The sequence below is a fragment of the Oerskovia sp. Root918 genome, assembly GCF_001428945.1.
GTDB lineage: Bacteria > Actinomycetota > Actinomycetes > Actinomycetales > Cellulomonadaceae > Oerskovia > Oerskovia enterophila.
Window position 1 is genome coordinate 48740 of the sequence record NZ_LMJG01000014.1, and the last position, 21139, is coordinate 69878.

Below are 21139 nucleotides of genomic sequence, written 5' to 3' on the forward strand. Positions count from 1 at the left end.
TGCACGTCGTCATGAGCAGCACAGCACAGCGGGGCCCGTCCGGTCGTCGGACGGGCCCCGCTGTGCGTGGGCGATCGGGCCGCCCCCTTCCGATGGTCCGGGACCGCCGGGCCGCACCCGACGGTCCCGGACCTCAGGACGAGGTGCTGCTCGCCGCCAGGTCGACCAGCCACAGCGTGCGCCGCGTGCCGATCGCCCCCGCGGCGGGCGTGGTCTCGACGGGATCCCCGGCCAGGGCGGACGCCACGGCAGGAGCCTTCTCGGCGCCCGCGGCGACGACCCAGACCTCCTGCGCGGCCTGGATGGCGGAGAACGTCAGCGACACGCGCTCGGGCGGCGGCTTGGGGGAGTCGTGGACTCCCGTCGTGGCCCCCTGGGCCGCGAGCCCGGCGTTGCCCGGGAAGAGCGACGCGACGTGCCCGTCCGGCCCCATGCCCAGCAGGAGGACGTCGAACGCGAGGTGCGTGGCGCCGTCGGGCGTGAAGCGCGAGAGCTCGTCGGCGTAGAGCGCCGCCGACTCCTCGGGGGACCTGACGCCCTCGCCCGGCGCAGCCATGACGTGCACGTTCTGCGCGGGCAGGGTCGGGAGGTGGTCGAGGAGCGCCTCGCGCGCCTGCGTCTCGTTGCGCTCGGGGTCTCCGGTGGGCAGGAAGCGCTCGTCGCCCCACCAGAAGTGCACGCCGGTCCAGTCGACCGCGTCGCGCACGGGGTGCGCCGCGACGGCCGCGAGCGAACGGATCCCGACCGTGCCGCCCGTGAGGACGACGTGGACGGGGGTGCGCACGGACTGGATGTCGAGGATGCGCGTCAGCAGGCGCGAGGCGACGGCCTCGGCGAGCACGCCCGCGTCGGGGTGCACGACGACGAGGCGCGCCCCGTGCGCGCGGGTCTCGGTCTCCAGGTCGGTCGTCATTCGCCGATCCTCGCCAGGCCCTTGGTGAGGACCTCGCCGTAGACCTCGTCCGGGTCCAGCCGGCGCAGCTCCTCGGTGAGGCACTCCTCGAGCTGGCGCAGCGGCAGCGAGATGCGACGGTCCGGCTGGCCGGGCTGCGTCAGGGTCACGATGCGCCCGTCGGGCCGGGACAGCACGACGGCGCCGCCCTTGCGTTCGAGGGTCACCTTCGTGATCCCCTCGACGCCGCGCCGGCGGACGAGCCGGACCGGGCACCGGAGCTGCTGGGCCAACCACGCCGCGAGGATGTCGACCGAGGGGTGGTGCTCCTCGCCCTCGACCTCGACGGCCGTCACGGACTCGTAGGGCGGCTGGTCGAGCGCTGCCGCGATGAGCCCGCGCCACAGCGTGACGCGGGTCCACGCGAGGTCGGTGTCGCCCGGGTGGTGGCTCTTGCTCAGGTGCTGGAGCGTCTGGAGCGACTTTCCTGCGTTGACCGCGTCGGTGATGCGGCGGTGGGCCATCTGGCCGACCGGGTCCGCCGAGGGGTTGTCGGGCGTCTCACGGGGCCACCAGGCCACGATCGGGGCGTCGGGGAGCAGGAGCGGCATCACGAGGGTGTCGGTGTGCGCGACGAGCGGCCCCGAGGGGCGCAGGATGATGACCTCGCTGGCCCCCGCGTCGCCGCCGATACGGATCTGGGCGTCGAGGCGGGCCGTCGAGCGCTTGTTGGCCGGGGCGACGACCACGACACGGCAGGGGTGCTCGCGCGAGGCGCCGTTGGCCGCGGCGACCGCGTCCTCGACGTCGGCCTCCTCGGCCAGGACCACGAGGGTCAGGACACGTCCGAGGGCGACGGCGCCACCCTCGTCACGCAGCTTCACGAGGCGCTTGTTGACCGCATTGGTCGTCGTCTCGGGGAGATCGATGATCATGAGGTGGTGCTCCAGTTCGAGGTCCGGCCGGGGATCCGGGGCAGGCGGGAGATCGGTGCGGTCGCGGTCACGGACGCCGCCACGTGCGTCCGTCGCGAGCCATCATGTCGTCGGCCGAGGCCGGGCCCCACGTGCCGGAGCGGTACGGCTCCGGGGCGCCCTTGGACTCCCAGAACGCCGTGATCGGGTCGAGGATCTTCCAGGACAGCTCGACCTCCTCGTGGCTCGGGAAGAGCGGCGGGTCGCCCAGGAGGACGTCGAGGATGAGGCGCTCGTAGGCCTCGGGGGAGGACTCGGTGAAGGCGTGGCCGTACCCGAAGTCCATGGTGACGTCGCGGACCTCCATCGCGGTGCCGGGGACCTTGGCGCCGAAGCGGATCGTCACGCCCTCGTCGGGCTGGACGCGGATCACGAGCGCGTTCTTGCCGAGCTCGGACGTCGCCGAGGACTCGAACGGCAGGTGCGGCGCCGACTTGAAGACGACCGCGATCTCCGTCACGCGTCGGCCCAGGCGCTTGCCCGTGCGCAGGTAGAACGGCACCCCGGCCCAGCGGCGGTTGTCGATGTCGACGCGGATCGCGGCGAACGTCTCGGTCGTGGACTCGGGCGAGATGCCGTCCTCCTCGAGGTACCCGACGACCTCCTCGCCACCCTGCCACCCGGCCGAGTACTGGCCGCGCGAGGTGTGGCGTCCCAGGTCGCGCGGAAGACGCACGGCAGAGAGCACCTTGAGCTTCTCGGCGCGCAGCGACTCGGCGTCGAACGAGACGGGCTCCTCCATCGCGGTGAGCGCGAGGAGCTGGATGAGGTGGTTCTGGATGACGTCGCGCGCCGCGCCGATCCCGTCGTAGTACCCCGCGCGGCCACCGATGCCGATGTCCTCGGCCATGGTGATCTGGACGTGGTCGACGTAGTTCGCGTTCCAGATGGGCTCGTAGAGCTGGTTGGCGAACCGCAGTGCCAGCATGTTCTGGACGGTCTCCTTGCCCAGGTAGTGGTCGATGCGGAAGACCGAGTCCGGCGAGAAGACCTTGGAGACGACGTCGTTGAGCTCGCGTGCGCTGGTCAGGTCGTGGCCGAACGGCTTCTCGATGACCACGCGGCGCCATGCGTCCTCGCCCGAGCGCGAGAGCCCCGAGCGCGAGAGCTGCTCGCAGACCAGGGGGAACGCGCTCGGGGGGACCGAGAGGTAGAACGCGTGGTTGCCGCCCGTGCCGCGCTCCTTGTCGAGCTCCTCGACCGTGGTGCGCAGGCGCTCGAAGGCCTGCTCGTCGTCGAACTCGCCCTGGACGAACCGGATGCCCTCGGCGAGCTGCTTCCACGTGGCCTCGCGGAACGGGGTGCGCGCGTACTGCTCGACGGCGTCGCGCACGACCTTGGCGAAGTCCTGGTCCTCCCAGTCGCGGCGGGCGAAGCCCGTGAGCGCGAAGCCGGGCGGCAGGAGACCGCGGTTGGCGAGGTCGTACACGGCGGGCATGAGCTTCTTGCGGGCGAGGTCGCCCGTGACGCCGAAGATGACCAGGCCGCTGGGCCCGGCGATGCGGGGGAGTCGAAGGTCACGCGGGTCGCGCAGCGGGTTGTGCTCTGCGCTGATCTTTGCCGGTCTCAACTGATGTCACCGTTCTCGTCGGCGTGGGCTGGAATGGTCGAAAGGTCCGTCCTGCGGACCGAGGTGAAGCCTAGGTGGTGCGCGAGGGGCGGTCGCGGGGCGTCCATGATCGGTGCCGCAGGGGCGACGACAGCAGCGCCAGCACCCCCAGCACCCGCGGCGGTCCGGGAGCGTGCCCGCGTCATGCGGGTGCGCCGCCGGCCCGGGCGAGACCGTCAGCGACGGTCTGGAGGAGATCCGTCCAGCTGGTCTCGAACTTCTCGACGCCCTCGACCTCGAGCCGCTCGGTCACCTCGGCGAGCGAGACGCCGAACGACTCGACGGTCTCGAGGACCGAGCGCGAGGCCGTGTACGTGCCCGCGACGGTGTTCCCCAGGACGACGCCGTGGTCCGCGAACGCGTCGAGGGTCGCCTGGGGCATGGTGTTGACCACGTCGGGAGCGATGAGCTCGTCGACGTAGAGGGTGTCGCGGTACGCGGGGTTCTTGACGCCCGTCGAGGCCCACAGGGGGCGCTGGGGGTGGGCGCCGGTCGCGGCGAGGGCGCGCCAGCGGTCGCTCTGGAGGACCTGCTCGTAGGCCTCGTACGCGAGCCGCGCGTTGGCGACCGCGGTGCGTCCGCGCAGGTCGAGCGCCTCGGGGGAGCCGACCGCGGTGAGCGCGGTGTCGACCGCCGCGTCGACGCGCGAGACGAAGAACGACGCGACCGACGCGATGCGCGTCACGTCGTGGCCGGCGTCGCGCGCCTGCTCGATCCCGGACAGGAACGCGTCCATGACCCGGCGGTAGCGCTCGAGCGAGAAGATGAGCGTCACGTTGACGCTGATGCCCTGGGCCAGGGTGCGCTCGATCGCGTCGAGGCCCTCGACCGTGGCGGGGATCTTGATGAGGACGTTGGGGCGGTCGACCGTCTGCCACAGCCGGACGGCGGTCGCGACGGTCGCGTCGGCGTCGCGCGCCAGGCGGGGGTCGACCTCGATCGAGACCCGGCCGTCGACGCCGTCGGTCGCGTCGTAGACGGGGCGCAGGACGTCCGCCGCGGCCCGCACGTCGTCCGTGGTGATGCGCTCGACCGCGGCCTCGACGTCGGTGCCGGCCGCGGCCAGCTCGGCGAGCTGCGCGTCGTAGGCGTCGCCCTTCGAGAGCGCGCCCGCGAAGATCGTGGGGTTCGTCGTGACGCCGACGACGGCGCGCGAGCCGATCAGGTCGGCGAGGCCACCGCTGCGCAGGCGTTCTCGGGAGAGGTCGTCCAACCAGATGGAGACACCTGCCTCCGACAGCTCGCGGACGGGTGCTGGTGCTGCGCTGTGGTGCACGGACACGATTCTCCCTCTCGTCGTCTGGCGGCCGTCCTCACGGACGTCCCAGGAGGGGGCGGACGTGAGCCGCCCCCTCCTGGAATCTACGGATGGTCAGCGCTGGTCGCCAGTGCCGCCGACCGAGGGGATGGCCTCGCCACCCGGTGCGGCACCCGTACGGGCCGCCTCGATGGACTCCTTGGCGGCGGATGCGACGGCCTCGGACGTGATCCCGAACTCGCGGTAGAGGATCTTGTAGTCCGCGGACGCGCCGTAGTGCTCGAGGCTCACGGAACGGCCGGCGTCGCCGACCAGGTCGCGCCAGCCCTGGGCGATGCCCGCCTCGACCGAGACGCGGGCCTTGACGGCTGCCGGGAGCACGCTCTCGCGGTACTCGGGGCTCTGCGCGTCGAACCACTCGCGGCTGGGCAGCGAGACCACGCGGGCCGCGATGCCGTCGGCGGCGAGCTGCTCGCGCGCCTCGACCGCGAGCTGGACCTCGGAGCCCGTGCCGATGAGGATCACGTCGGGCGTGCCCTCGGTGTCGAGCAGCACGTAGCCGCCCTTCGCGGTGCCCGAGGCGTCCGCGAAGCCGTCCGTGCCGCGCGGGAACGTCGGGACGTTCTGACGGGTCAGGATGAGGCCCGCGGGGCGGTCGTCGTGCTCGAGGATCGTGCGCCAGGCCCACGCGGTCTCGTTGGCGTCCGCGGGGCGGACGACGTCGAGACCCGGGATCGCGCGCAGCGCGGCGAAGTGCTCGATGGGCTGGTGCGTGGGGCCGTCCTCGCCCAGGCCGATCGAGTCGTGCGTCCAGACGAACGTCGACGGGATCTCCATGAGCGCCGCGAGACGGACCGCGGGGCGCATGTAGTCGGAGAACGTGAGGAACGTGCCGCCGTAGGCACGCGTGCCGCCGTGCAGCACGATCCCGTTGAGGATCGAGCCCATGGCGTGCTCACGGATGCCGAAGTGCAGCGTGCGGCCGTACTCGTGGCCCGGGAACTTCTTGGTCGCGTGCTCGGCCGGGACGAACGAGGGCTCGCCGTCCATGGTCGTGTTGTTCGAGCCCGCGAGGTCGGCCGAACCGCCCCAGAGCTCGGGCAGGGTGTCGGCCAGGGCCGAGAGGACCTTGCCCGAGGCCGCGCGCGTCGCGACGTCCTTGCCGGCCTCGAACGTGGGGAGCGACTCGGTCCAGCCGGCCGGGAGCTCGCGGGCCGTGAGGCGCTCGAGGAGGGCGTCGCCCTCGGGGTTCGCGATCTTCCAGGCCTCGAACGCGGTGTCCCAGCGCTCGCGCAGCTCGGCACCGCGCTCGCCGACGGCGCGCGTGTAGGCGAGGACCTCGGGGGAGACGTCGAACGACTTCTCCGGGTCCAGGCCGAGCTCGACCTTGAGGCCGCGGATCTCGTCGGCGCCCATGGCCGAGCCGTGGATGCCACCGGTGTTCTGCTTGGTGGGCGAGGGCCAGCCGATGATCGTGCGCAGCGCGATGATCGAGGGCTTGCCGGTCTCGGCCTGGGCCGCGGCGACGGCCGCGGCGAGCTCGTCGACGTTCTCGGCGTAGCCCGTGCCGCCCTGGGTCCAGTCGACCTTCTGGGTGTGCCAGCCGTAGGCCGCGTAGCGCGCGAGGACGTCCTCGGTGAACGCGATGTCGGTGTCGTCCTCGATCGAGATCTTGTTGTCGTCCCAGATCACGATGAGGTTGCCGAGCTGCTGGTGGCCCGCGAGCGACGAGGCCTCGGAGGTCACGCCCTCCTGCAGGTCGCCGTCGGACGCGATGACGTAGACGTGGTGGTCGAACGGGCTCTCGCCCGGCGCGGTCGACGGGTCGAGCAGGCCGCGCTCGCGGCGGGCCGCCATGGCCATGCCGACCGAGGACGCGAGGCCCTGGCCGAGGGGGCCCGTGGTGATCTCCACACCGTTGGTGTGCTTGTACTCGGGGTGGCCGGGGGTCTTGGAGCCCCAGGTGCGCAGCGCCTCGATGTCCTCGATCTCCAGGCCGTAGCCGGCGAGGAAGAGCTGGAGGTAGATCGTCAGCGACGAGTGGCCCGCGGAGAGCACGAAGCGGTCGCGACCGACCCAGTGCGAGTCGGCCGGGTCGTGGCGCATGACCTTCTGGAAGAGCAGGTACGCGGCGGGGGCCAGCGAGATCGCCGTCCCGGGGTGGCCGTTGCCGACCTTCTCGACGGCGTCGGCTGCGAGAGCCTTGATGGTCTTGACAGCCTGGTCGTCCAGGGGGGACCACTCGAGGGGCTGGTTGGCAGGAACGAACGCGTTCACCGGACCTCTTTCCCGTCCGGAGTCTGCGCCCCGGATCTTCGTCGATTCAACTCGGATCAACCGTTGAACTATTCCTTCGCGCGCACCCGGTGACTCACAGGGGGACCGAGGGCGGAGCGGCGGACCGGCCGGTCGCGACGGCGCGCACCGCGAGGTCAGGTCGCCTCGGGTCGCACCGGGGCACCAGGCCGTCGGTTGCTCCGCCCAGCCTATACGTGCGCCCCGAGCGGGCACGTCGCGCGACCATCTCGTGGATTTCGGTCGGATCTCACACTTTTGTTCGGGCGAGCAGGGCAGCGGCGCGAGGGCGGGCGACGTAGCATGGGACGGATGTCCAGCGGGTCGGAGCAGACACGCACCGGCTGCCGGACGACGCCCCCCAGCATTCCTCGCCAGAACGGAACACCGAAGCGCGTGCACACCACGAGCCAGGCACCGATCGACGAGACGGGTATCCCGTCTCGCCCTGCCGCGACCTCCTCGGTCGCCGGGCAGGCCCGGGTCTCCACCGACGGCCATGCCGTCGCGCGGGTCCGCAGCACGATCGGCGCGTACGTCGCCCTGACGAAGCCGCGCATCATCGAGCTCCTGCTCGTGACGACGCTGCCCACCATGATCCTGGCCCAGGGTGGGCTCCCGGACCTGTGGCTCGTCGTCAAGACCCTCGTGGGCGGCACGCTGGCCGCCGCGTCGGCCAACGTCTTCAACTGCTACATCGACCGTGACATCGACGAGCTCATGAACCGCACCAAGCGGCGACCGCTCGTCACGGGGGAGATCACCCCGCGTGCCGCACTGGTCTTCGCGACCGCGCTCGGCGTGATCGCGCTCGTGTGGTTCGCGTGGCTCGTCAACGCCCCCTCGGCCTGGCTCACGTTCGCGGCCATCGCGATCTACGTCGTGGGCTACACCATGATCCTCAAGCGCCGCACGCCCCAGAACATCGTGTGGGGCGGCATCGCGGGCTGCATGCCGGTCTTCATCGGCTGGTCGGCGGTCACCGGTTCGCTCAGCTGGTCCGCGGTCGCGCTGTTCCTCGTGATCTTCTTCTGGACGCCGCCGCACTACTGGCCGCTGTCGATCAAGTTCAAGAAGGACTACGCGAACGCCGGGGTGCCGATGCTCCCGGTCGTCGCCGACAACCGCAAGGTCGCGCGCGAGATGATCGGCTACACCGTGGCGATGATCGCCTCGTCGCTCGCGCTGTGGTGGCTCGCTCCCATGACGTGGGTCTACGGCGTGGTCGCGATCGGCCTCGGCGCCTGGTTCCTGGCCCTGTGCATCACCATGCTGCGCCGGGCCAACGACCCGACCAAGGGCAAGCTCGGTGCCATGAAGGTGTTCCACGCCTCGATCACGTACCTGACCCTGCTGTTCGTCGCCGTCGCGGTCGACGTCTTCCTCCCCTTCTGACGGCCTGGCCGGGACGCACGGGATGACCGTCCGACGAGCGGCCGGCGCGCGATGACGCGCGTCGCCGCCGGTGAGCCCGCGCTCGCCGTCGGGCCCTCGGACGGTCCCCCCGGCCCGGAGGCCACGCCTCCCGCTCCGCCCCTGCCTGCCGCCCTCGAGCGCGCCGTGCGCGAGTACCTCGCACACCTCACGGTCGAGCGTGGGCTCTCCCCGAACACGGTCGCGGCCTACCGGCGCGACCTGGCCCGCTACGCCGCGTACCTCGCGGCGCGCGGCCGCACCGAGCCGGCCGAGGTGAGCGCGGCGGACGTCGCGGAGTACGTCACCACGGTCCGCACGGGGGCCGACGGCGCCGCGCTCCTCTCGCCGTCGTCGACGGCCCGGTCGGTGGCCGCGGTGCGCGGGTGGCACCGCTTCTGCGCGCTCGAGGGGCACACGGGGACCGACCCGTCGGCCGAGGTGCGTCCCCCCGCGCAGGGCAAGCGGCTGCCCAAGGCCATCTCCACCGACGAGGTCGAGGCGATCCTCGAGGCCGCCGGGGCGGGGGAGGGGCCGGCGCCGCTGCGCGACCGCGCGCTGCTCGAGCTCGTCTACTCCACGGGGGCCCGCATCTCCGAGGCCGTGAGCCTCGACGTCGACGACCTGGACCTCGAGACCGGTGCGGTGCGCCTGTTCGGCAAGGGCGGCAAGGAGCGCGTGGTGCCCGTCGGGTCGTACGCGGTGCGCGCGCTCGACGCCTACCTCGTGCGGTCACGTCCCGCGCTGGCCGCCACGGGCCGGGGCACGCCCGCGGTCTTCCTCAACACGCGCGGTGCCCGGCTGAGCCGCCAGAGCGCGTGGGCCGTCCTGCGGACCGCGGCCGAGCGGGCCGGGCTCGAGCACCCCGAGCGCATCTCGCCGCACACCCTGCGGCACTCGTTCGCGACCCACCTGCTCGCGGGCGGCGCCGACGTGCGCGTGGTCCAGGAGCTGCTGGGCCACGCCTCGGTCACGACGACCCAGATCTACACGCTCGTGACCCGGGACACGCTGCGCGAGGTGTACGCCTCGGCGCACCCGCGCGCGCTCGGCTGACGTCGCGCCGGATCGCGCCACTCCGGCGCGTGCTCGCGTCCTCGGGAGGACGCTGGGGTAGCGTGGCCGACGTGAGCAGCCAGGCCCCGAGCGAGACACAGGACGCCACCGAACCGTTCGACGCGCGCGTCGGTGCGGGACCCGGGGTCGTCGACGGCGGTGCGGACGTCGCGCCCGACAGCTTCCCGCGGGTCGATCCCGTGGGGCGCACGGTCCCCGACTTCCCCGTCCCGGCGGTGCTCCCCACGCACGGCCCCGGCCGCATCATCGCGATGTGCAACCAGAAGGGCGGGGTCGGCAAGACGACCACGACCATCAACCTGGGGGCCGCGCTGGCCGAGTACGGCCGCCGGGTCCTCCTGGTGGACTTCGACCCGCAGGGCGCCGCCTCGGTGGGCCTGGGCGTGAACCCGCACGAGCTCGACCGCACGGTCTACAACCTGCTCATGGAGCGTGGCGCGGACATCCGCGAGGTCATCGTCCCCACGAACGTCGAGAACCTGGACGTGCTCCCTGCGAACATCGACCTGTCGGCGGCCGAGGTCCAGCTCGTGGGCGAGGTCGCACGCGAGTCGGTCCTGGCGCGGGTCCTGCGTCCCGTGCTCGACGACTACGACGTGATCCTCGTCGACTGCCAGCCCTCGCTGGGCCTGCTCACGGTCAACGCGCTCACGGCCGCGCACGGCGTGCTCATCCCGCTCGAGTGCGAGTTCTTCGCGCTGCGCGGCGTGGCGCTGCTCGTCGAGACCATCGAGAAGGTGCGCGACCGGCTCAACCCGCGCCTCGAGATCGACGGCATCCTCGCGACCATGTTCGACTCGCGCACGCTGCACTCGCGCGAGGTCGTGGCCCGCGTCCACGAGGCCTTCGGCGACAAGCTGCTGCACACCGTGATCGGGCGCACCGTGAAGTTCCCGGACGCCTCCGTGGCTGCCGAGCCCATCACGGTGTACGCCCCGACCCACCCGGGGGCGACGGCGTACCGTCAGCTCGCCCGCGAGCTGGTCGCCCGTGGCGACGCTGCCTGACACCGCGCAGGCAGCCGCCCCGGTCGCTCACCTGCAGGAGCCCCCGGCACCCGCGCCGCCCAGCACGGACCGGTACGGCAACCCGGCCTTCGAGGTGCACCTCGAGAACTTCTCGGGTCCGTTCGACCTCCTCCTCTCGCTCATCGCCAAGCACAAGCTCGACATCACCGAGATCGCGCTCGCGCAGGTGACGGACGAGTTCATCGCGTACATCCGCACGGCCGAGCGCCTCGCGCGCGAGGCCGAGGCGGCGGAGCGCGCCCAGGCCTCGGAACTCCGCGGGCCCGACGACGGCGCGCCCGCGGGCGCCTCGACTCGCCGCCCGCGGGGGCGCGGCGGGCACCCCGGCTGGGACCTGGGCACCGCGAGCGAGTTCCTGCTCGTGGCCGCGACGCTCCTGGACCTCAAGGCCGCGCGACTGCTGCCCACGGGGGACGTCGAGAGCGCCGAGGACCTCGAGCTCCTCGAGGCCCGCGACCTGCTGTTCGCCCGGCTGCTGCAGTACCGCGCGTACAAGCAGGTCTCGGCGGTCATCGCCGAACGGCTCGCGACCGAGGGGCGGCGCTTCCCGCGCGTCGTCCAGCTCGAGCCCCACCTCGCGGCCCTGCTGCCCGAGCTCGTGTGGAAGCTCGGGCCCGATCAGCTCGCGGCGCTCGCGGCCAGGGCGCTCGAGCCCAAGGCGCCCCCGCCCGGGGTGTCGTTGACCCACCTGCACGCGCCCGCGGTGAGCGTGCGCGAGCAGGCGGGGATCGTCGTCGGGCTCCTGCGGCGTGAGGGCGCCGCGTCCTTCCGGACCCTCGTCGCCGACGCGGGCGAGACGATCGTCGTCGTCGCGCGCTTCCTCGCGCTGCTCGAGCTGTTCCGCGAGGGGCTCGTCGCGTTCGAGCAGGTCGAGGCGCTCGGCGAGCTCACGGTCCGGTGGACCGGTGCCACGGGCGACGACGACGGCGCCAGCAGCGGATCTCTCGACGCCGTGCTCGACGACGTGGGCGGCGAGTTCGACGAGCTCGACGAACTTGTCGGGGAGAACGGCGCCGTCGGTGCCGTTCGCCCGACCTACGACAGCCGTGATGTTGCCCAGCCGCCCCACGACGGGGCCGAGCCAGGGCAGGACCGGACCAGAGCATGAGCGAGGAGAGCATGACGTACAGCACCGTCGACAGTCCGGCCGCCCCCTCGGGCGACCAGGACGACGACCAGGCGGGACCCGGCTCCCCGACGGGCAGTCCCGCGGTCTCCGGCATCGAGGCGGACGAGACGACGCTCGACCTGGCCCACGTCCCGGGCGGGGCGCTCGCGGCCCTCGAGGCCGTCCTGATGGTCGCCGACGAGCCGATCCCCGCGGTGCAGCTCGCCACGGCGCTCGGGCTCCCGCAGCGCGAGGTCGAGGACCTGCTCGCCGAGCTGTCGGCCGAGTACCGTGGCGAGCTCGGCGGTCGCCCCCGCGGGTTCGAGCTGCGCCAGGCGGGCGGCGGGTGGCGCGTCTACTCGGCGCCCGTGTTCGCCGACGTCGTCGGGCGCTTCCTGCTCGAGGGCCAGACCGCGCGCCTGACGCAGGCCGCTTTGGAGACCCTCGCCGTCATCGCGTACCGTCAACCGGTCACGCGCGGCCAGATCTCGGCCGTGCGCGGCGTGAACGTGGACGGCGTCGTACGGACGCTGACGACCCGCGGGCTCGTCGCGGAGGTCGGCCAGGATCCCTCGACGGGTGCGGTCCTGTACGGAACCACGGGATACTTCATGGAGCGCATGGGCTTCTCGTCCCTCGACGAGCTCCCCGCCCTCGCGCCGCACCTGCCGGACGTCGACTCCATCCTCGACGCCGCCGACAGCACACTCGGAGCGTCCGAGGGTGGGAGCGACCGCGCACAGCCGCGGTCGCTGGCCCTGCCCGACGACGCTCGACCCAGCACGAACGACGAAGGAACATCATGAGCAGCGCACGCGAGGGTGGCCGTCCGGCCGCCCGAGGACAGCGGTCCGAGAACACCTCGGGCACCGGTCGACCGGGCGGTGGGCGGTCGGGAGGTCAGCGGTCCTCGGCCCCCCGCACCGGGGCGGGCCGCGGGTGGGCCGGTGACGCGCAGGCGGGCAAGAGCAAGCCCCCGCGCCGCCCGGTCGCACCCAAGGGCCCCCAGCGCGACGTGCACGTCGCCGACGGCGTGCGCCTCCAGAAGGTCCTCGCGACCGCAGGCCTGGGCTCGCGCCGCGCGTGCGAGGACCTGATTGCCGCGGGCCGCGTCGAGGTCGACGGCGTCCTGGTGCGCGAGCTCGGCGTCCGCGTCGACCCCGAGTCCGCGGTCATCCACGTCGACGGCATGCGCATCCAGCTCGACCAGTCGCTCGTGACGATCGCGCTCAACAAGCCGCTGGGCGTCGTCTCCACGATGCACGACCCCGAGGGGCGCCCCGCGCTCACGCAGTTCGTCGCGACGCGACCCGAGCGCCTGTTCCACGTCGGGCGTCTCGACGCCGACAGCGAGGGCCTGCTGCTCCTGACGAACGACGGCGAGCTCGCCAACCGGCTCTCGCACCCCAAGTACGAGGTCTCCAAGACCTACCTCGTGTCGGTCGAGGGCCGTGTCGCGGGCAACGTCGCGAACAAGCTGCTCCACGGCATCGAGCTCGAGGACGGCCCGGCCAAGGTCGACCGTTACCGCGTGGTCGACACGACCCCGCAGGCCAGCATGGTCGAGGTCGTCCTGCACGAGGGGCGTCACCGCATCGTGCGCCGCATGTTCGAGGAGATCGGTCACCCCGTGACCCGGCTCGTGCGCACCCGCATCGGGTCGATCCACCTGGGCAACCTGCGCCCCGGCGCGACGCGCGTCCTGGGCCGCACCGAGCTCGGCACCCTCATGAGCGAGGTCGGCCTCTAGCACGCCTCCCCGCCGTCCCGGGCGCCGCGTCACCGCGCGAGCCCGGGACGGCGGACTCCCGACCCGACCCTCCCGTACGAAGGAGTACCCATGCCCGTCCGGGCCATCCGGGGCGCCACGCAGCTCGACGTCGACGAGCGTGAGCACCTCTTCGAGCGCACGCGCGAGCTCGTTCAGGCCGTCCTCGACGCCAACGAGGTCGACACCGCGTCGCTCATCTCGATCTTCTTCACCTGCACGCCGGACCTCGTGGCCGACTTCCCGGCCGCGGCGGCGCGCGAGATGGGGCTCGGCGACGTGCCTCTCATGTGCGCGGTCGAGATCGGCGTACCGGGTGCGCTGCCCCGCGTCGTGCGCCTCATGGCCCACGCCGAGCTCGACGTGCCTCGGGCCGACGTCCAGCACGTGTACCTGCACGGGGCCACGTCGCTGCGCAAGGACCTGGCGCAGTGAGCGGGGAGCCGCAGGGCACCGCCGTCGCCCGCGGGCTGGTCGTCGCGATCGACGGCCCCTCGGGATCGGGCAAGTCGAGCGTCTCGCGCGCCGTCGCTCGCCGCCTCGGTACCGCCTACCTGGACACCGGTGCGATGTACCGCGCGGCGACCTGGTGGTGCCTCGAGGAGCGCGTCGACCTGGCCGACCAGGCCGCCGTGGCCGCGGCCGTCGACGTCATGCCGCTCGTCATGGGGATCGACCCCGCCGCGCCGAGCGTGCACGTCGACGGCACCGACGTGGGCGAGGCGATCCGGACCACCGAGATCTCGACGGCCGTGAGCGCGGTCGCGACCAACCTCGCGGTGCGCGCCGAGCTGCGTCGCCTGCAGCGCGCGATCATCGCCGCCGAGTCGTCGGCGTCCTCGGCCGAGGACGCCGAGGACGCCGGCACGAGCTTCTCCGGCGGGCGCGGCATCGTGGCCGAGGGGCGCGACATCACGACCGTCGTGGCCCCCGACGCCGACGTCCGCATCCTCCTGACCGCGAGCGAGGAAGCGCGCCTGGCGCGCCGCTCGCTCGAGGTCCACGGCGCCGCCGACGCGGCCGCCGTCGAGGCGACCAGGGACCAGGTCCTGCGCCGCGACCGCGACGACTCGACCGTCTCGCAGTTCCACGTCGCCGCCGACGGCGTCGTCACGGTCGACTCGTCCGACCTCGACTTCGAGCAGACGATCCAGGCCGTGCTCGACGTCGTCGAGCAGGTCATGGCCCCCGCCGCGACAAGGCCCGACGCCGTCACGGGGGGCGAGGGGCCCGCTCGGTGAGGACCCCGCACGTCCCCTCTCCCGCCGGGCCCGCCTGGTCCCGCTGGGTGGGGCGCTTCCTCGCGCGCGTGATCTGGAACACCCGGGTGGTCGGGGCGGACCGCGTCCCGACCACCGGACCCGTGCTCCTCGCGGCCAACCACACGGGCCTCGTCGACGGGCCGCTCGTCCTGGGCGTCGCGCCCCGGCCCCTGCACGTCCTCGTCAAGGAGGAGATGTTCGTCGGGCCCGTGGGCTGGGTCCTGCGCGCAGCCGGACAGATCCCCGTCGACCGGACCGGCGGGCGCGCGGCCCTCGTGACGGCGCTCGCGGTCCTGCGCCGCGACGGGGGAGTGGGGGTGTTCCCCGAGGGCAACCGCGGGCGCGGCGACGCGACCTCGGCGCGCGCGGGCGTGGCCTGGCTCGCGCTCAACGGCCACGCGCCTGTCGTGCCCGTCGCGGTGCTGGGCACGCGCCGCACGGGAGACCGGCTGAGCCGGATCCCGGGGTTCCGTCGCCGCCTGTACGTCGAGTTCGGTGCGCCCGTCGTCGTCGAGAAGCCCGACGGCGTGCGCGGCAAGGCGGCCATGGACGCCGCGAACGAGCAGATCCGGTCGGCTCTCGCGACGCTCGTGACGTCCGCCGTGGACCGCTCGGGCATCGCGCTGCCGGTCGACGGGCCCGAGCGCCCCGGACGCTGAGACGCCCCGTCCGCGTGACGTCGTGCACTCCGGGCGTGTCGCACGGGCTCCTCGTTCGGAGAACTGCCCGGTTGCTGGGAGAATGGTCCCCATGACCACACCCGACCACGCACAGCCCGATGCCCAGGCATCCCTCGACGAGGTGTCGCAGACCCCCGGTGAGACGATCGACCAGGCGAGCGACGTCGTCGGGCAGCCTGAAGACTCGACCGACCCCTACGTCCCCTCCGAGGACGACGAGCAGGACGACGACAGCCGCGAGCGCTCGCTGCGCGCCGGCCTCGCGGACTACGAGCTCGCCGACGAGGACCTCGCGCTCCTGTCCGCGGACGGCGAGGACCTGGACGGCGAAGCCCCTCCGGCGCCCCTGCCCGTCCTCGCGATCGTCGGACGCCCCAACGTGGGCAAGTCCACGCTCGTCAACCGCATCCTCGGCCGCCGCGAGGCCGTGACCGAGGACAAGCCCGGCGTCACGCGCGACCGCGTCTCCTACCCGGCCGAGTGGGCCGGGCGCCAGTTCACGCTCGTCGACACGGGCGGCTGGGAGGTCGACGTTGCCGGCATCGAGGCGCGCGTCGCCGAGCAGGCCGAGGTCGCGATCGCGCTCTCGGACGCCGTCGTGTTCGTCGTCGACGCGACCGTGGGCCCCACGGCCACGGACGAGCGTGTCGTGCGCCTGCTCCGCAAGTCCGGCAAGCCCGTCGTGCTGTGCGCCAACAAGGTCGACGGCGCGCGCGGCGAGTCCGACGCGACCGAGCTGTGGAGCCTGGGGCTCGGCGAGCCCCACCCCGTCTCGGCCCTGCACGGCCGTGGCACGGGCGACCTGCTCGACGCCGCCATGAAGGCCCTGCCGCTCGTGTCCGAGCACGCGGTCGTCCTGCCCTCGGGCCCGCGCCGCGTCGCGCTCGTCGGGCGCCCCAACGTGGGCAAGTCCTCGCTGCTGAACAAGGTCGCGGGCTCGGACCGCGTGGTCGTCGACTCGGTCGCCGGCACCACGCGCGACCCGGTCGACGAGCTCGTGCTCCTCAAGGGCATCCCGTGGTGGTTCGTCGACACCGCGGGCATCCGCCGCCGCGTGCACCAGACCAAGGGCGCAGACTTCTACGCCTCGCTGCGCACCCAGGCAGCGATCGAGAAGGCCGAGATCGCGGTCGTGCTCGTGGACGCGTCGGTGCCGCTCACCGAGCAGGACACGCGCGTCATCTCCCAGGTCGTCGACGCGGGCCGCGCCCTCGTCATCGCGTACAACAAGTGGGACCTCATGGACGAGGACCGTCGTCCGTTCCTCGAGCGCGAGATCGAGCAGGACCTCGTCCAGGTCCAGTGGGCACCGCGCGTCAACGTGTCGGCCCGCACCGGCTGGCACACCGACCGCCTGGTGCCCGCGCTCGAGCGCTCGCTCGAGTCCTGGGACAAGCGCATCCCCACGGGACGTCTCAACGCGTTCCTGGGCGAGCTCGTCGCAGCCCACCCGCACCCGCTGCGTGGCGGCAAGCAGCCGCGCATCCTGTTCGCGACCCAGGCCTCCACGCGCCCGCCGCGCTTCGTGATCTTCGCGACGGGCTTCCTCGAGGCCGGCTACCGCCGCTTCATCGAGCGTCGCCTGCGCGAGACCTTCGGGTTCGACGGGACGCCCATCGAGATCTCGGTGCGCGTGCGCGAGAAGCGCAAGCGCTGACGTCGACCGGCGGGGCTCCTGCCGGGCGCGTGAGGCGTCGAGAGATCCACGGGAGGGCCGTGCGTGCCGGAAGGCGCGTGCGGCCCTCCTGGGCGTTGTGGGGCGCTCAGAGGTGCTCCTTGGGAGCAGGGGGACCGGTCGCGGCTGACGCGCGGGGCGGAACCGCCGCTGGGAGTGGACCGACCGGCCGCTGAGAGCCTGCTGTCGGCGCGCTGGGCGACGGCTCGGGACGGGCTGTGCGGACGGTGGAAGCGGGCCGAGAACGCGTGATCCAGGCCACTCACCAGCGACGATGCACGGAGTGCGCCCAAAGTGGGGTATTGTTTCTCTCGGCCCTGAAGGGCTGGTGAAGCCCTCCGGGGCTCACGGGCTGTGGCGCAGCTTGGTAGCGCACTTGACTGGGGGTCAAGGGGTCGCAGGTTCAAATCCTGTCAGCCCGACAGTGAGAGGCTAGGAATCGCAACGATTCCTAGCCTCTCGTCGTATCCGGAGCCGGTCGAGGTACACACAGAGGTACACACATCCACCGGGTGAGCGCGATCTCGCTCCGCTGGCCACCCGGGCCCGCAGCTCGCGAGCGAGTCCAGCCGGGGTCGTCGCCGACGACCAGTGCCCGAGGTCGAGGCGGCCCTCCGCCGCCCACGTCCCGCACCCTGGGCAGATCAACAGGGTGTGCCCACCCGGCGTGCGCGAGCATTCCATGCGCTTCTCGCGCGGGCGCGCCTCGCCCGCGAACGGCTAGAACCGGTTGCACGTCGGGCACCGTGGTGGTGGGAAGCGCGCCCCCCGCCCTGGGTCTGTCTCCACTCCGTCACCCAGCCAGCGTCCGCGCAGGGTCTGACAACGACGAACGACCCCGCTCTCCGAAGAGGGCGGGGCCACGGTGAGGTGAACTCTCGTGCGGGGCCATGACATGGGCGGGACCCGCGCCCCAGACTGCCACTCATGGGCAAGGGAGCCAGACAGGAGAAGTCCCCGTGCGTCTTCTGTGGGTCGGACGCGAAGTACTCGGCGGAGCACGTGCTCGCGAAGCACTGGCGACAGCTTCGCGGCCCCGAGCGCGGGCCGGTCTTTCACCGGGGCTTCAGCCGCGACCCCGACGGGACGATCAGGACGCATGACAGCGTCAAAGAGGCGAAGTCCTTCGACATGCAGGCGAAGAGCGGGATCTGTGAGTCGTGCAACACCGGGTGGATGCCGAGGCTGGAGGTTGCGGTCAGGCCGAAGCTCGAGCACCTCGCCAAGCCCCTCGCCGAGGGATCGTTCACATTCCTGACTGCGAACACCTCCGCCCGGCTGGAATTCCATCGCTGGGGGTGAGATCCAGTATCGGCTGTGCTTGTTCGCCATCCACCGGGTCCTCACGATCACCGTGATGTGGGAGACCGATCTGACGGAGAAATACCTCAACGCCGTCAACCCAGATGTGTTCTTCGGACCCAGTCTCTTTCGAGCGCCGATGCTTCCATCGTTGGCCCCCATCCCGGGCCCTGAGCTGCAACCGATCAAGGACCAGTTCGACGAATGGATGAAGGCTCAACTCCTGGTCGAGGTCGAGCGGCGGTTCGTCGAAGGCAACGACGAGGATCGCACACGGACTAGTGCATGGATCCAGCGGCTACACGGAGAGTCGATAGCCAACCCAGATCTCGCTCACGATCCCGACTTCCCCTGATGTCCTTGGGCGAGTTCGTAGGAGCCGTGCACGAGGTCTTCGACGAGCCGTTTCGTGACTCCGGGGCCGGCACCGACGGAGATCCAGTGGTTCTTGTCGAGGTAGTGCCCTGCCGTGATCGAGTCGTGGTCGCGGCGCAGCGCGTCCCCGTGGTGGGGGTCGACCTTCACGGTGATGATCCGCAGCTGGGGGTCGTCCTCGGTGACGATGAGGAACACCTTGTCGTGCACCTTCCACACGTCCAGATGCGGCGTGAACGGGCGCCCGTGACTGACGTGCGCGAGCGACGCCGCGGTGTCGCGGGCGGTCTGCTGCAGCTGCGCTCCGGAGAGGGTCATTGCTCGCTCTTCCCGAACGTCGCGGGATCGACGGGCCGCTTGGCTCGGGGAAGGTGCTCGACGACGAGCAGGTAGGACTCGGTCACCAGGTCTTCCACGAGCTGCTTCTGCAGGTCTCCGCCGGGGTGCAGGGTGATCCAGTGCTGCTTGTTCATGTGGTAGCCAGGAGTGATGTCCTCGTGCTGCTCCCGGAGCGCCTTTCCGTCCTCCGGCGCGGCCTTGACGATGACCATCGGTTCCCCGGTGATCTCGGTCAGCAGCATGAACACCTTGTCCCGCACCTTGTACACGTCCCAGTCCGGGCCGAAGGGGTGTTCGACCTCTGCACCGGGAAGCTCTTCCACTCGGTCCCTGGCGTACTGCTGCAGCGTGTCGTCGTCCATGTGTCCTCCAAGATCGAAGTCGCGACGTGAAGTGCGTACCATGGTACGTACTTGGACTGACGGAGGGAGATCTCGGTGCGCAAGGGCAGGCCCAATGACCCAGAACGACGTGCGCGCATCCTGCGAGCCGCGCTCGAGGTGATCCGGGCGGAAGGGGCGCATGCCGCCTCTTACCGGCGCATCGCCGCGCAGGCGGGTGTCGGGCTCGGGTCGATGACGTACTACTTCCCCGACCTCGAGGGCCTGATCGTCACCGCGTTCCAGACGCTCCGAGGAGAGATGGAACCCCGGTACGCGGCGCCGATACGACGCGCGTCGACGGTCGAGGATGTGGTCGACGTACTCGCGTCGGCGACCGTCGGCGCCACGAGCCCGAGCGCGTCGGACGTGCGCCTCTACACCGAGCTGTACCACTACGCGGCCCGTAGTCCTCGCGCCGCCGACCTCATCCGCGCCTTGCAAGAGGAGTCGCTGACGGTGCTCCGCACTCGCCTGTCGGATGACGCGGCACGAGCTGTCGACGCGCTGATGTGGGGGTGGTGGAGCTACCGCTCGTTCCACCAGGACGTGCCCCTCGACGAAGACATGGTCCGCCGCGCCTACCGGGCGCTCCTCGACCTCCCTACGATCGTCGCCCCGCCTCGACAGGAGCTCCACCATGCCTGACACCATGCGCGCGATCCGACTCACCGGGCCGGTCGCGCTCGACGAGCTCACCGTCTCGCACGTGCCGATCCCCGACGTCGAACCAGGGCGCGTGCGCATCCGCGTGAGAGCGTTCGGCGTCAACGAATCCGAGGTCACCAGCCGCAAGGGAGAGTCCGGACCCGACTTCAGCTTTCCCCGGATCCTCGGCATCGAAGCCGTCGGCGTCGTCGACGCTGTCGGCGATGGCGTCGACATGGTCCCCGGGCAGAAGGTCGCCACGATGATGGGAGGCCTCGGCCGCTCCATCGACGGCAGCTACGCGCAGTACACCGTCGTCGACGCAGCGAACGCGATCCCCTTCGACACCGACCTGAGCTGGGACGTCGTCGGTGCGCTCCCGGAGATGCTGCAGACCGCGCACGGCTCGCTCACCAGGGGACTCCGGCTGCAGGCCGGCCAGCACGTACTCATCCATGGCGGCACGTCCACCGTGGGCCTCACCGCGATCGCGATCGCACACCAGCTTGGCGCTACCGTGACCGCAACCACACGCAACCCCACCCGGCTCGACCTTCTCAGGCAGGTGGGCGCCGACCACGCCGTGCTTGACGACAACAACCTCACGGACGCGGTCCGGGCGATCGCACCAGGCGGCCTCGACGGAGCCCTCGAGTTCGTCAGCGCATCCGCGCTTCCAGACACTCTCTCCCTCATCCAGCCCGGCGGGACCGTCTGCTTCGTCGGTGCACTCGACGGGCAGTGGACCATCAGCGAGTTCTCGCCGTTCACCATCCCCACAGGCGTGGCTCTCACGAGCTATGCCGGGGACGCGGATGACCTCCCTGTCGACGCGCTGAGCCGCTACCTCCGGTCGATCGAGGCCGGCACCCTGGACATCGTCATCGCCGGCGTCCACGAAGGCCTCGAGAAGGTAGCCGAAGCGCACCACGACCTCGAGTCCGGCCACCGCCCCGGCAAGCACGTCGTCACCCTCCCGGCAAACTGACGCACCGCCGCCCATCAGGTCACCGACCCGCAGTCATGAGACGAGAACCGAGCATCCAGGCGCCGTGC

21 protein-coding genes and 1 tRNA gene are annotated in these 21139 nt (G+C 71.8%); 15 read left to right on the forward strand and 7 right to left on the reverse strand.

Annotation, left to right across the window (positions count from 1 at the left end; translation table 11 throughout):
- Positions 1 to 133: 133 nt before the first annotated feature.
- The 5 genes from pgl to tkt all read right to left on the reverse strand — a co-directional run bounded on the left by pgl (position 134) and on the right by tkt (position 7010).
- Positions 134 to 913, reverse strand: a complete 780-nt coding sequence (pgl, locus tag ASE27_RS13960; RefSeq protein WP_056651594.1) for a 6-phosphogluconolactonase — start codon at positions 911 to 913, stop codon at positions 134 to 136.
- Positions 910 to 1827 (reverse strand): glucose-6-phosphate dehydrogenase assembly protein OpcA, encoded by a 918-nt coding sequence (opcA, locus tag ASE27_RS13965; protein ID WP_056651597.1) that lies wholly within the window; start codon positions 1825 to 1827, stop codon positions 910 to 912. The genes pgl and opcA overlap by 4 nt, the downstream gene beginning before the upstream one ends.
- A gap of 67 nt (positions 1828 to 1894) precedes the next feature.
- Positions 1895 to 3436, reverse strand: coding sequence for a glucose-6-phosphate dehydrogenase (gene zwf, locus ASE27_RS13970; protein WP_056651600.1), 1542 nt, complete (start codon positions 3434 to 3436; stop codon positions 1895 to 1897).
- 181 nt (positions 3437 to 3617) lie between these two features.
- On the reverse strand, positions 3618 to 4751 hold the full coding sequence (gene tal, locus ASE27_RS13975) for a transaldolase (protein ID WP_056652228.1): 1134 nt from the start codon (positions 4749 to 4751) through the stop codon (positions 3618 to 3620).
- A gap of 96 nt (positions 4752 to 4847) precedes the next feature.
- Positions 4848 to 7010, reverse strand: coding sequence for a transketolase (gene tkt / locus ASE27_RS13980; RefSeq protein WP_056651604.1), 2163 nt, complete (start codon positions 7008 to 7010; stop codon positions 4848 to 4850).
- Between the two features lie 414 nt (positions 7011 to 7424).
- Here tkt and ASE27_RS13985 point away from each other — a divergent pair, with 414 nt between their 5' ends.
- The 13 genes from ASE27_RS13985 (at position 7425) to ASE27_RS14045 (ending at position 18696) form a co-directional block, all read left to right on the forward strand.
- Entirely contained in the window at positions 7425 to 8423 is a 999-nt protein-coding gene (locus ASE27_RS13985) for a heme o synthase (protein ID WP_255354245.1), read from the forward strand.
- A 51-nt stretch (positions 8424 to 8474) separates the two neighbouring features.
- Positions 8475 to 9497, forward strand: a complete 1023-nt coding sequence (xerD, locus tag ASE27_RS13990; RefSeq protein WP_082608941.1) for a site-specific tyrosine recombinase XerD — start codon at positions 8475 to 8477, stop codon at positions 9495 to 9497.
- 200 nt (positions 9498 to 9697) lie between these two features.
- Positions 9698 to 10525 carry a ParA family protein gene (locus ASE27_RS13995; RefSeq protein WP_056652238.1) on the forward strand — a complete coding sequence of 276 codons (828 nt, stop codon included), beginning with the start codon at positions 9698 to 9700 and terminating at the stop codon, positions 10523 to 10525.
- A gap of 31 nt (positions 10526 to 10556) precedes the next feature.
- The gene (locus tag ASE27_RS14000; protein ID WP_235535454.1) at positions 10557 to 11654 is read left to right on the forward strand and encodes a ScpA family protein; all 1098 of its coding nucleotides are present in this window, start codon (positions 10557 to 10559) and stop codon (positions 11652 to 11654) included.
- A gap of 11 nt (positions 11655 to 11665) precedes the next feature.
- A complete protein-coding gene (locus ASE27_RS14005; protein ID WP_157257635.1) occupies positions 11666 to 12460 on the forward strand; it encodes an SMC-Scp complex subunit ScpB in 795 nt (264 codons plus the stop codon).
- Entirely contained in the window at positions 12457 to 13404 is a 948-nt protein-coding gene (locus ASE27_RS14010) for a pseudouridine synthase (protein ID WP_082608944.1), read from the forward strand. The genes ASE27_RS14005 and ASE27_RS14010 overlap by 4 nt, the downstream gene beginning before the upstream one ends.
- 90 nt (positions 13405 to 13494) lie before the next feature.
- A complete protein-coding gene (gene aroH, locus ASE27_RS14015; protein WP_056651607.1) occupies positions 13495 to 13857 on the forward strand; it encodes a chorismate mutase in 363 nt (120 codons plus the stop codon).
- A complete protein-coding gene (gene cmk / locus ASE27_RS14020; RefSeq protein ID WP_056651609.1) occupies positions 13854 to 14663 on the forward strand; it encodes a (d)CMP kinase in 810 nt (269 codons plus the stop codon). Before aroH ends, cmk begins: the two co-directional genes overlap by 4 nt.
- Positions 14660 to 15343, forward strand: a complete 684-nt coding sequence (locus tag ASE27_RS14025; RefSeq protein WP_056651612.1) for a 1-acyl-sn-glycerol-3-phosphate acyltransferase — start codon at positions 14660 to 14662, stop codon at positions 15341 to 15343. The genes cmk and ASE27_RS14025 overlap by 4 nt, the downstream gene beginning before the upstream one ends.
- 91 nt (positions 15344 to 15434) lie before the next feature.
- Positions 15435 to 17021, forward strand: a complete 1587-nt coding sequence (gene der / locus ASE27_RS14030; RefSeq protein ID WP_056651616.1) for a ribosome biogenesis GTPase Der — start codon at positions 15435 to 15437, stop codon at positions 17019 to 17021.
- 366 nt (positions 17022 to 17387) lie between these two features.
- A tRNA-Pro gene (locus ASE27_RS14035) sits at positions 17388 to 17461 on the forward strand.
- 505 nt (positions 17462 to 17966) lie between these two features.
- On the forward strand, positions 17967 to 18341 hold the full coding sequence (locus ASE27_RS14040; RefSeq protein ID WP_056651619.1) for a hypothetical protein: 375 nt from the start codon (positions 17967 to 17969) through the stop codon (positions 18339 to 18341).
- Positions 18342 to 18360: 19 nt separating this feature from the next.
- Positions 18361 to 18696: a hypothetical protein gene (locus tag ASE27_RS14045; protein ID WP_157257636.1), complete on the forward strand. Its 336-nt coding sequence runs from the start codon at positions 18361 to 18363 to the stop codon at positions 18694 to 18696.
- On the opposite strand, the gene ASE27_RS14050 is transcribed toward ASE27_RS14045, so the two are convergent.
- Together ASE27_RS14050 and ASE27_RS14055 are read right to left on the reverse strand one after the other, a co-directional pair.
- Positions 18675 to 19034, reverse strand: a complete 360-nt coding sequence (locus ASE27_RS14050) for an MmcQ/YjbR family DNA-binding protein (RefSeq protein WP_056651631.1) — start codon at positions 19032 to 19034, stop codon at positions 18675 to 18677. The genes ASE27_RS14045 and ASE27_RS14050 overlap by 22 nt on opposite strands.
- On the reverse strand, positions 19031 to 19417 hold the full coding sequence (locus tag ASE27_RS14055) for an MmcQ/YjbR family DNA-binding protein (RefSeq protein WP_056651634.1): 387 nt from the start codon (positions 19415 to 19417) through the stop codon (positions 19031 to 19033). The genes ASE27_RS14050 and ASE27_RS14055 overlap by 4 nt, the downstream gene beginning before the upstream one ends.
- 75 nt (positions 19418 to 19492) lie before the next feature.
- Between ASE27_RS14055 and ASE27_RS14060 the strand changes: the two genes are divergently transcribed.
- Together ASE27_RS14060 and ASE27_RS14065 are read left to right on the forward strand one after the other, a co-directional pair.
- Positions 19493 to 20083: a TetR/AcrR family transcriptional regulator gene (locus ASE27_RS14060; RefSeq protein WP_162259230.1), complete on the forward strand. Its 591-nt coding sequence runs from the start codon at positions 19493 to 19495 to the stop codon at positions 20081 to 20083.
- Between the two features lie 61 nt (positions 20084 to 20144).
- Positions 20145 to 21071 (forward strand): zinc-binding dehydrogenase, encoded by a 927-nt coding sequence (locus ASE27_RS14065; RefSeq protein WP_200955949.1) that lies wholly within the window; start codon positions 20145 to 20147, stop codon positions 21069 to 21071.
- Positions 21072 to 21139 lie beyond the last annotated feature (68 nt).

What these genes read in the sequence shown, in the direction of transcription:
- pgl (WP_056651594.1), bottom strand. Translation starts at nt 913, where the DNA reads ATGACGACCGACCTGGAGACCGAGACCCGCGCGCACGGGGCGCGCCTC.
- ASE27_RS14040 (WP_056651619.1), top strand. Translation starts at nt 17,967, where the DNA reads ATGGGCAAGGGAGCCAGACAGGAGAAGTCCCCGTGCGTCTTCTGTGGG.
- opcA (WP_056651597.1), bottom strand. Translation starts at nt 1,827, where the DNA reads ATGATCATCGATCTCCCCGAGACGACGACCAATGCGGTCAACAAGCGC.
- xerD (WP_082608941.1), top strand. Translation starts at nt 8,475, where the DNA reads ATGACGCGCGTCGCCGCCGGTGAGCCCGCGCTCGCCGTCGGGCCCTCG.
- ASE27_RS14005 (WP_157257635.1), top strand. Translation starts at nt 11,666, where the DNA reads ATGACGTACAGCACCGTCGACAGTCCGGCCGCCCCCTCGGGCGACCAG.
- ASE27_RS14055 (WP_056651634.1), bottom strand. Translation starts at nt 19,417, where the DNA reads ATGGACGACGACACGCTGCAGCAGTACGCCAGGGACCGAGTGGAAGAG.
- der (WP_056651616.1), top strand. Translation starts at nt 15,435, where the DNA reads ATGACCACACCCGACCACGCACAGCCCGATGCCCAGGCATCCCTCGAC.
- ASE27_RS14010 (WP_082608944.1), top strand. Translation starts at nt 12,457, where the DNA reads ATGAGCAGCGCACGCGAGGGTGGCCGTCCGGCCGCCCGAGGACAGCGG.
- aroH (WP_056651607.1), top strand. Translation starts at nt 13,495, where the DNA reads ATGCCCGTCCGGGCCATCCGGGGCGCCACGCAGCTCGACGTCGACGAG.
- ASE27_RS14050 (WP_056651631.1), bottom strand. Translation starts at nt 19,034, where the DNA reads ATGACCCTCTCCGGAGCGCAGCTGCAGCAGACCGCCCGCGACACCGCG.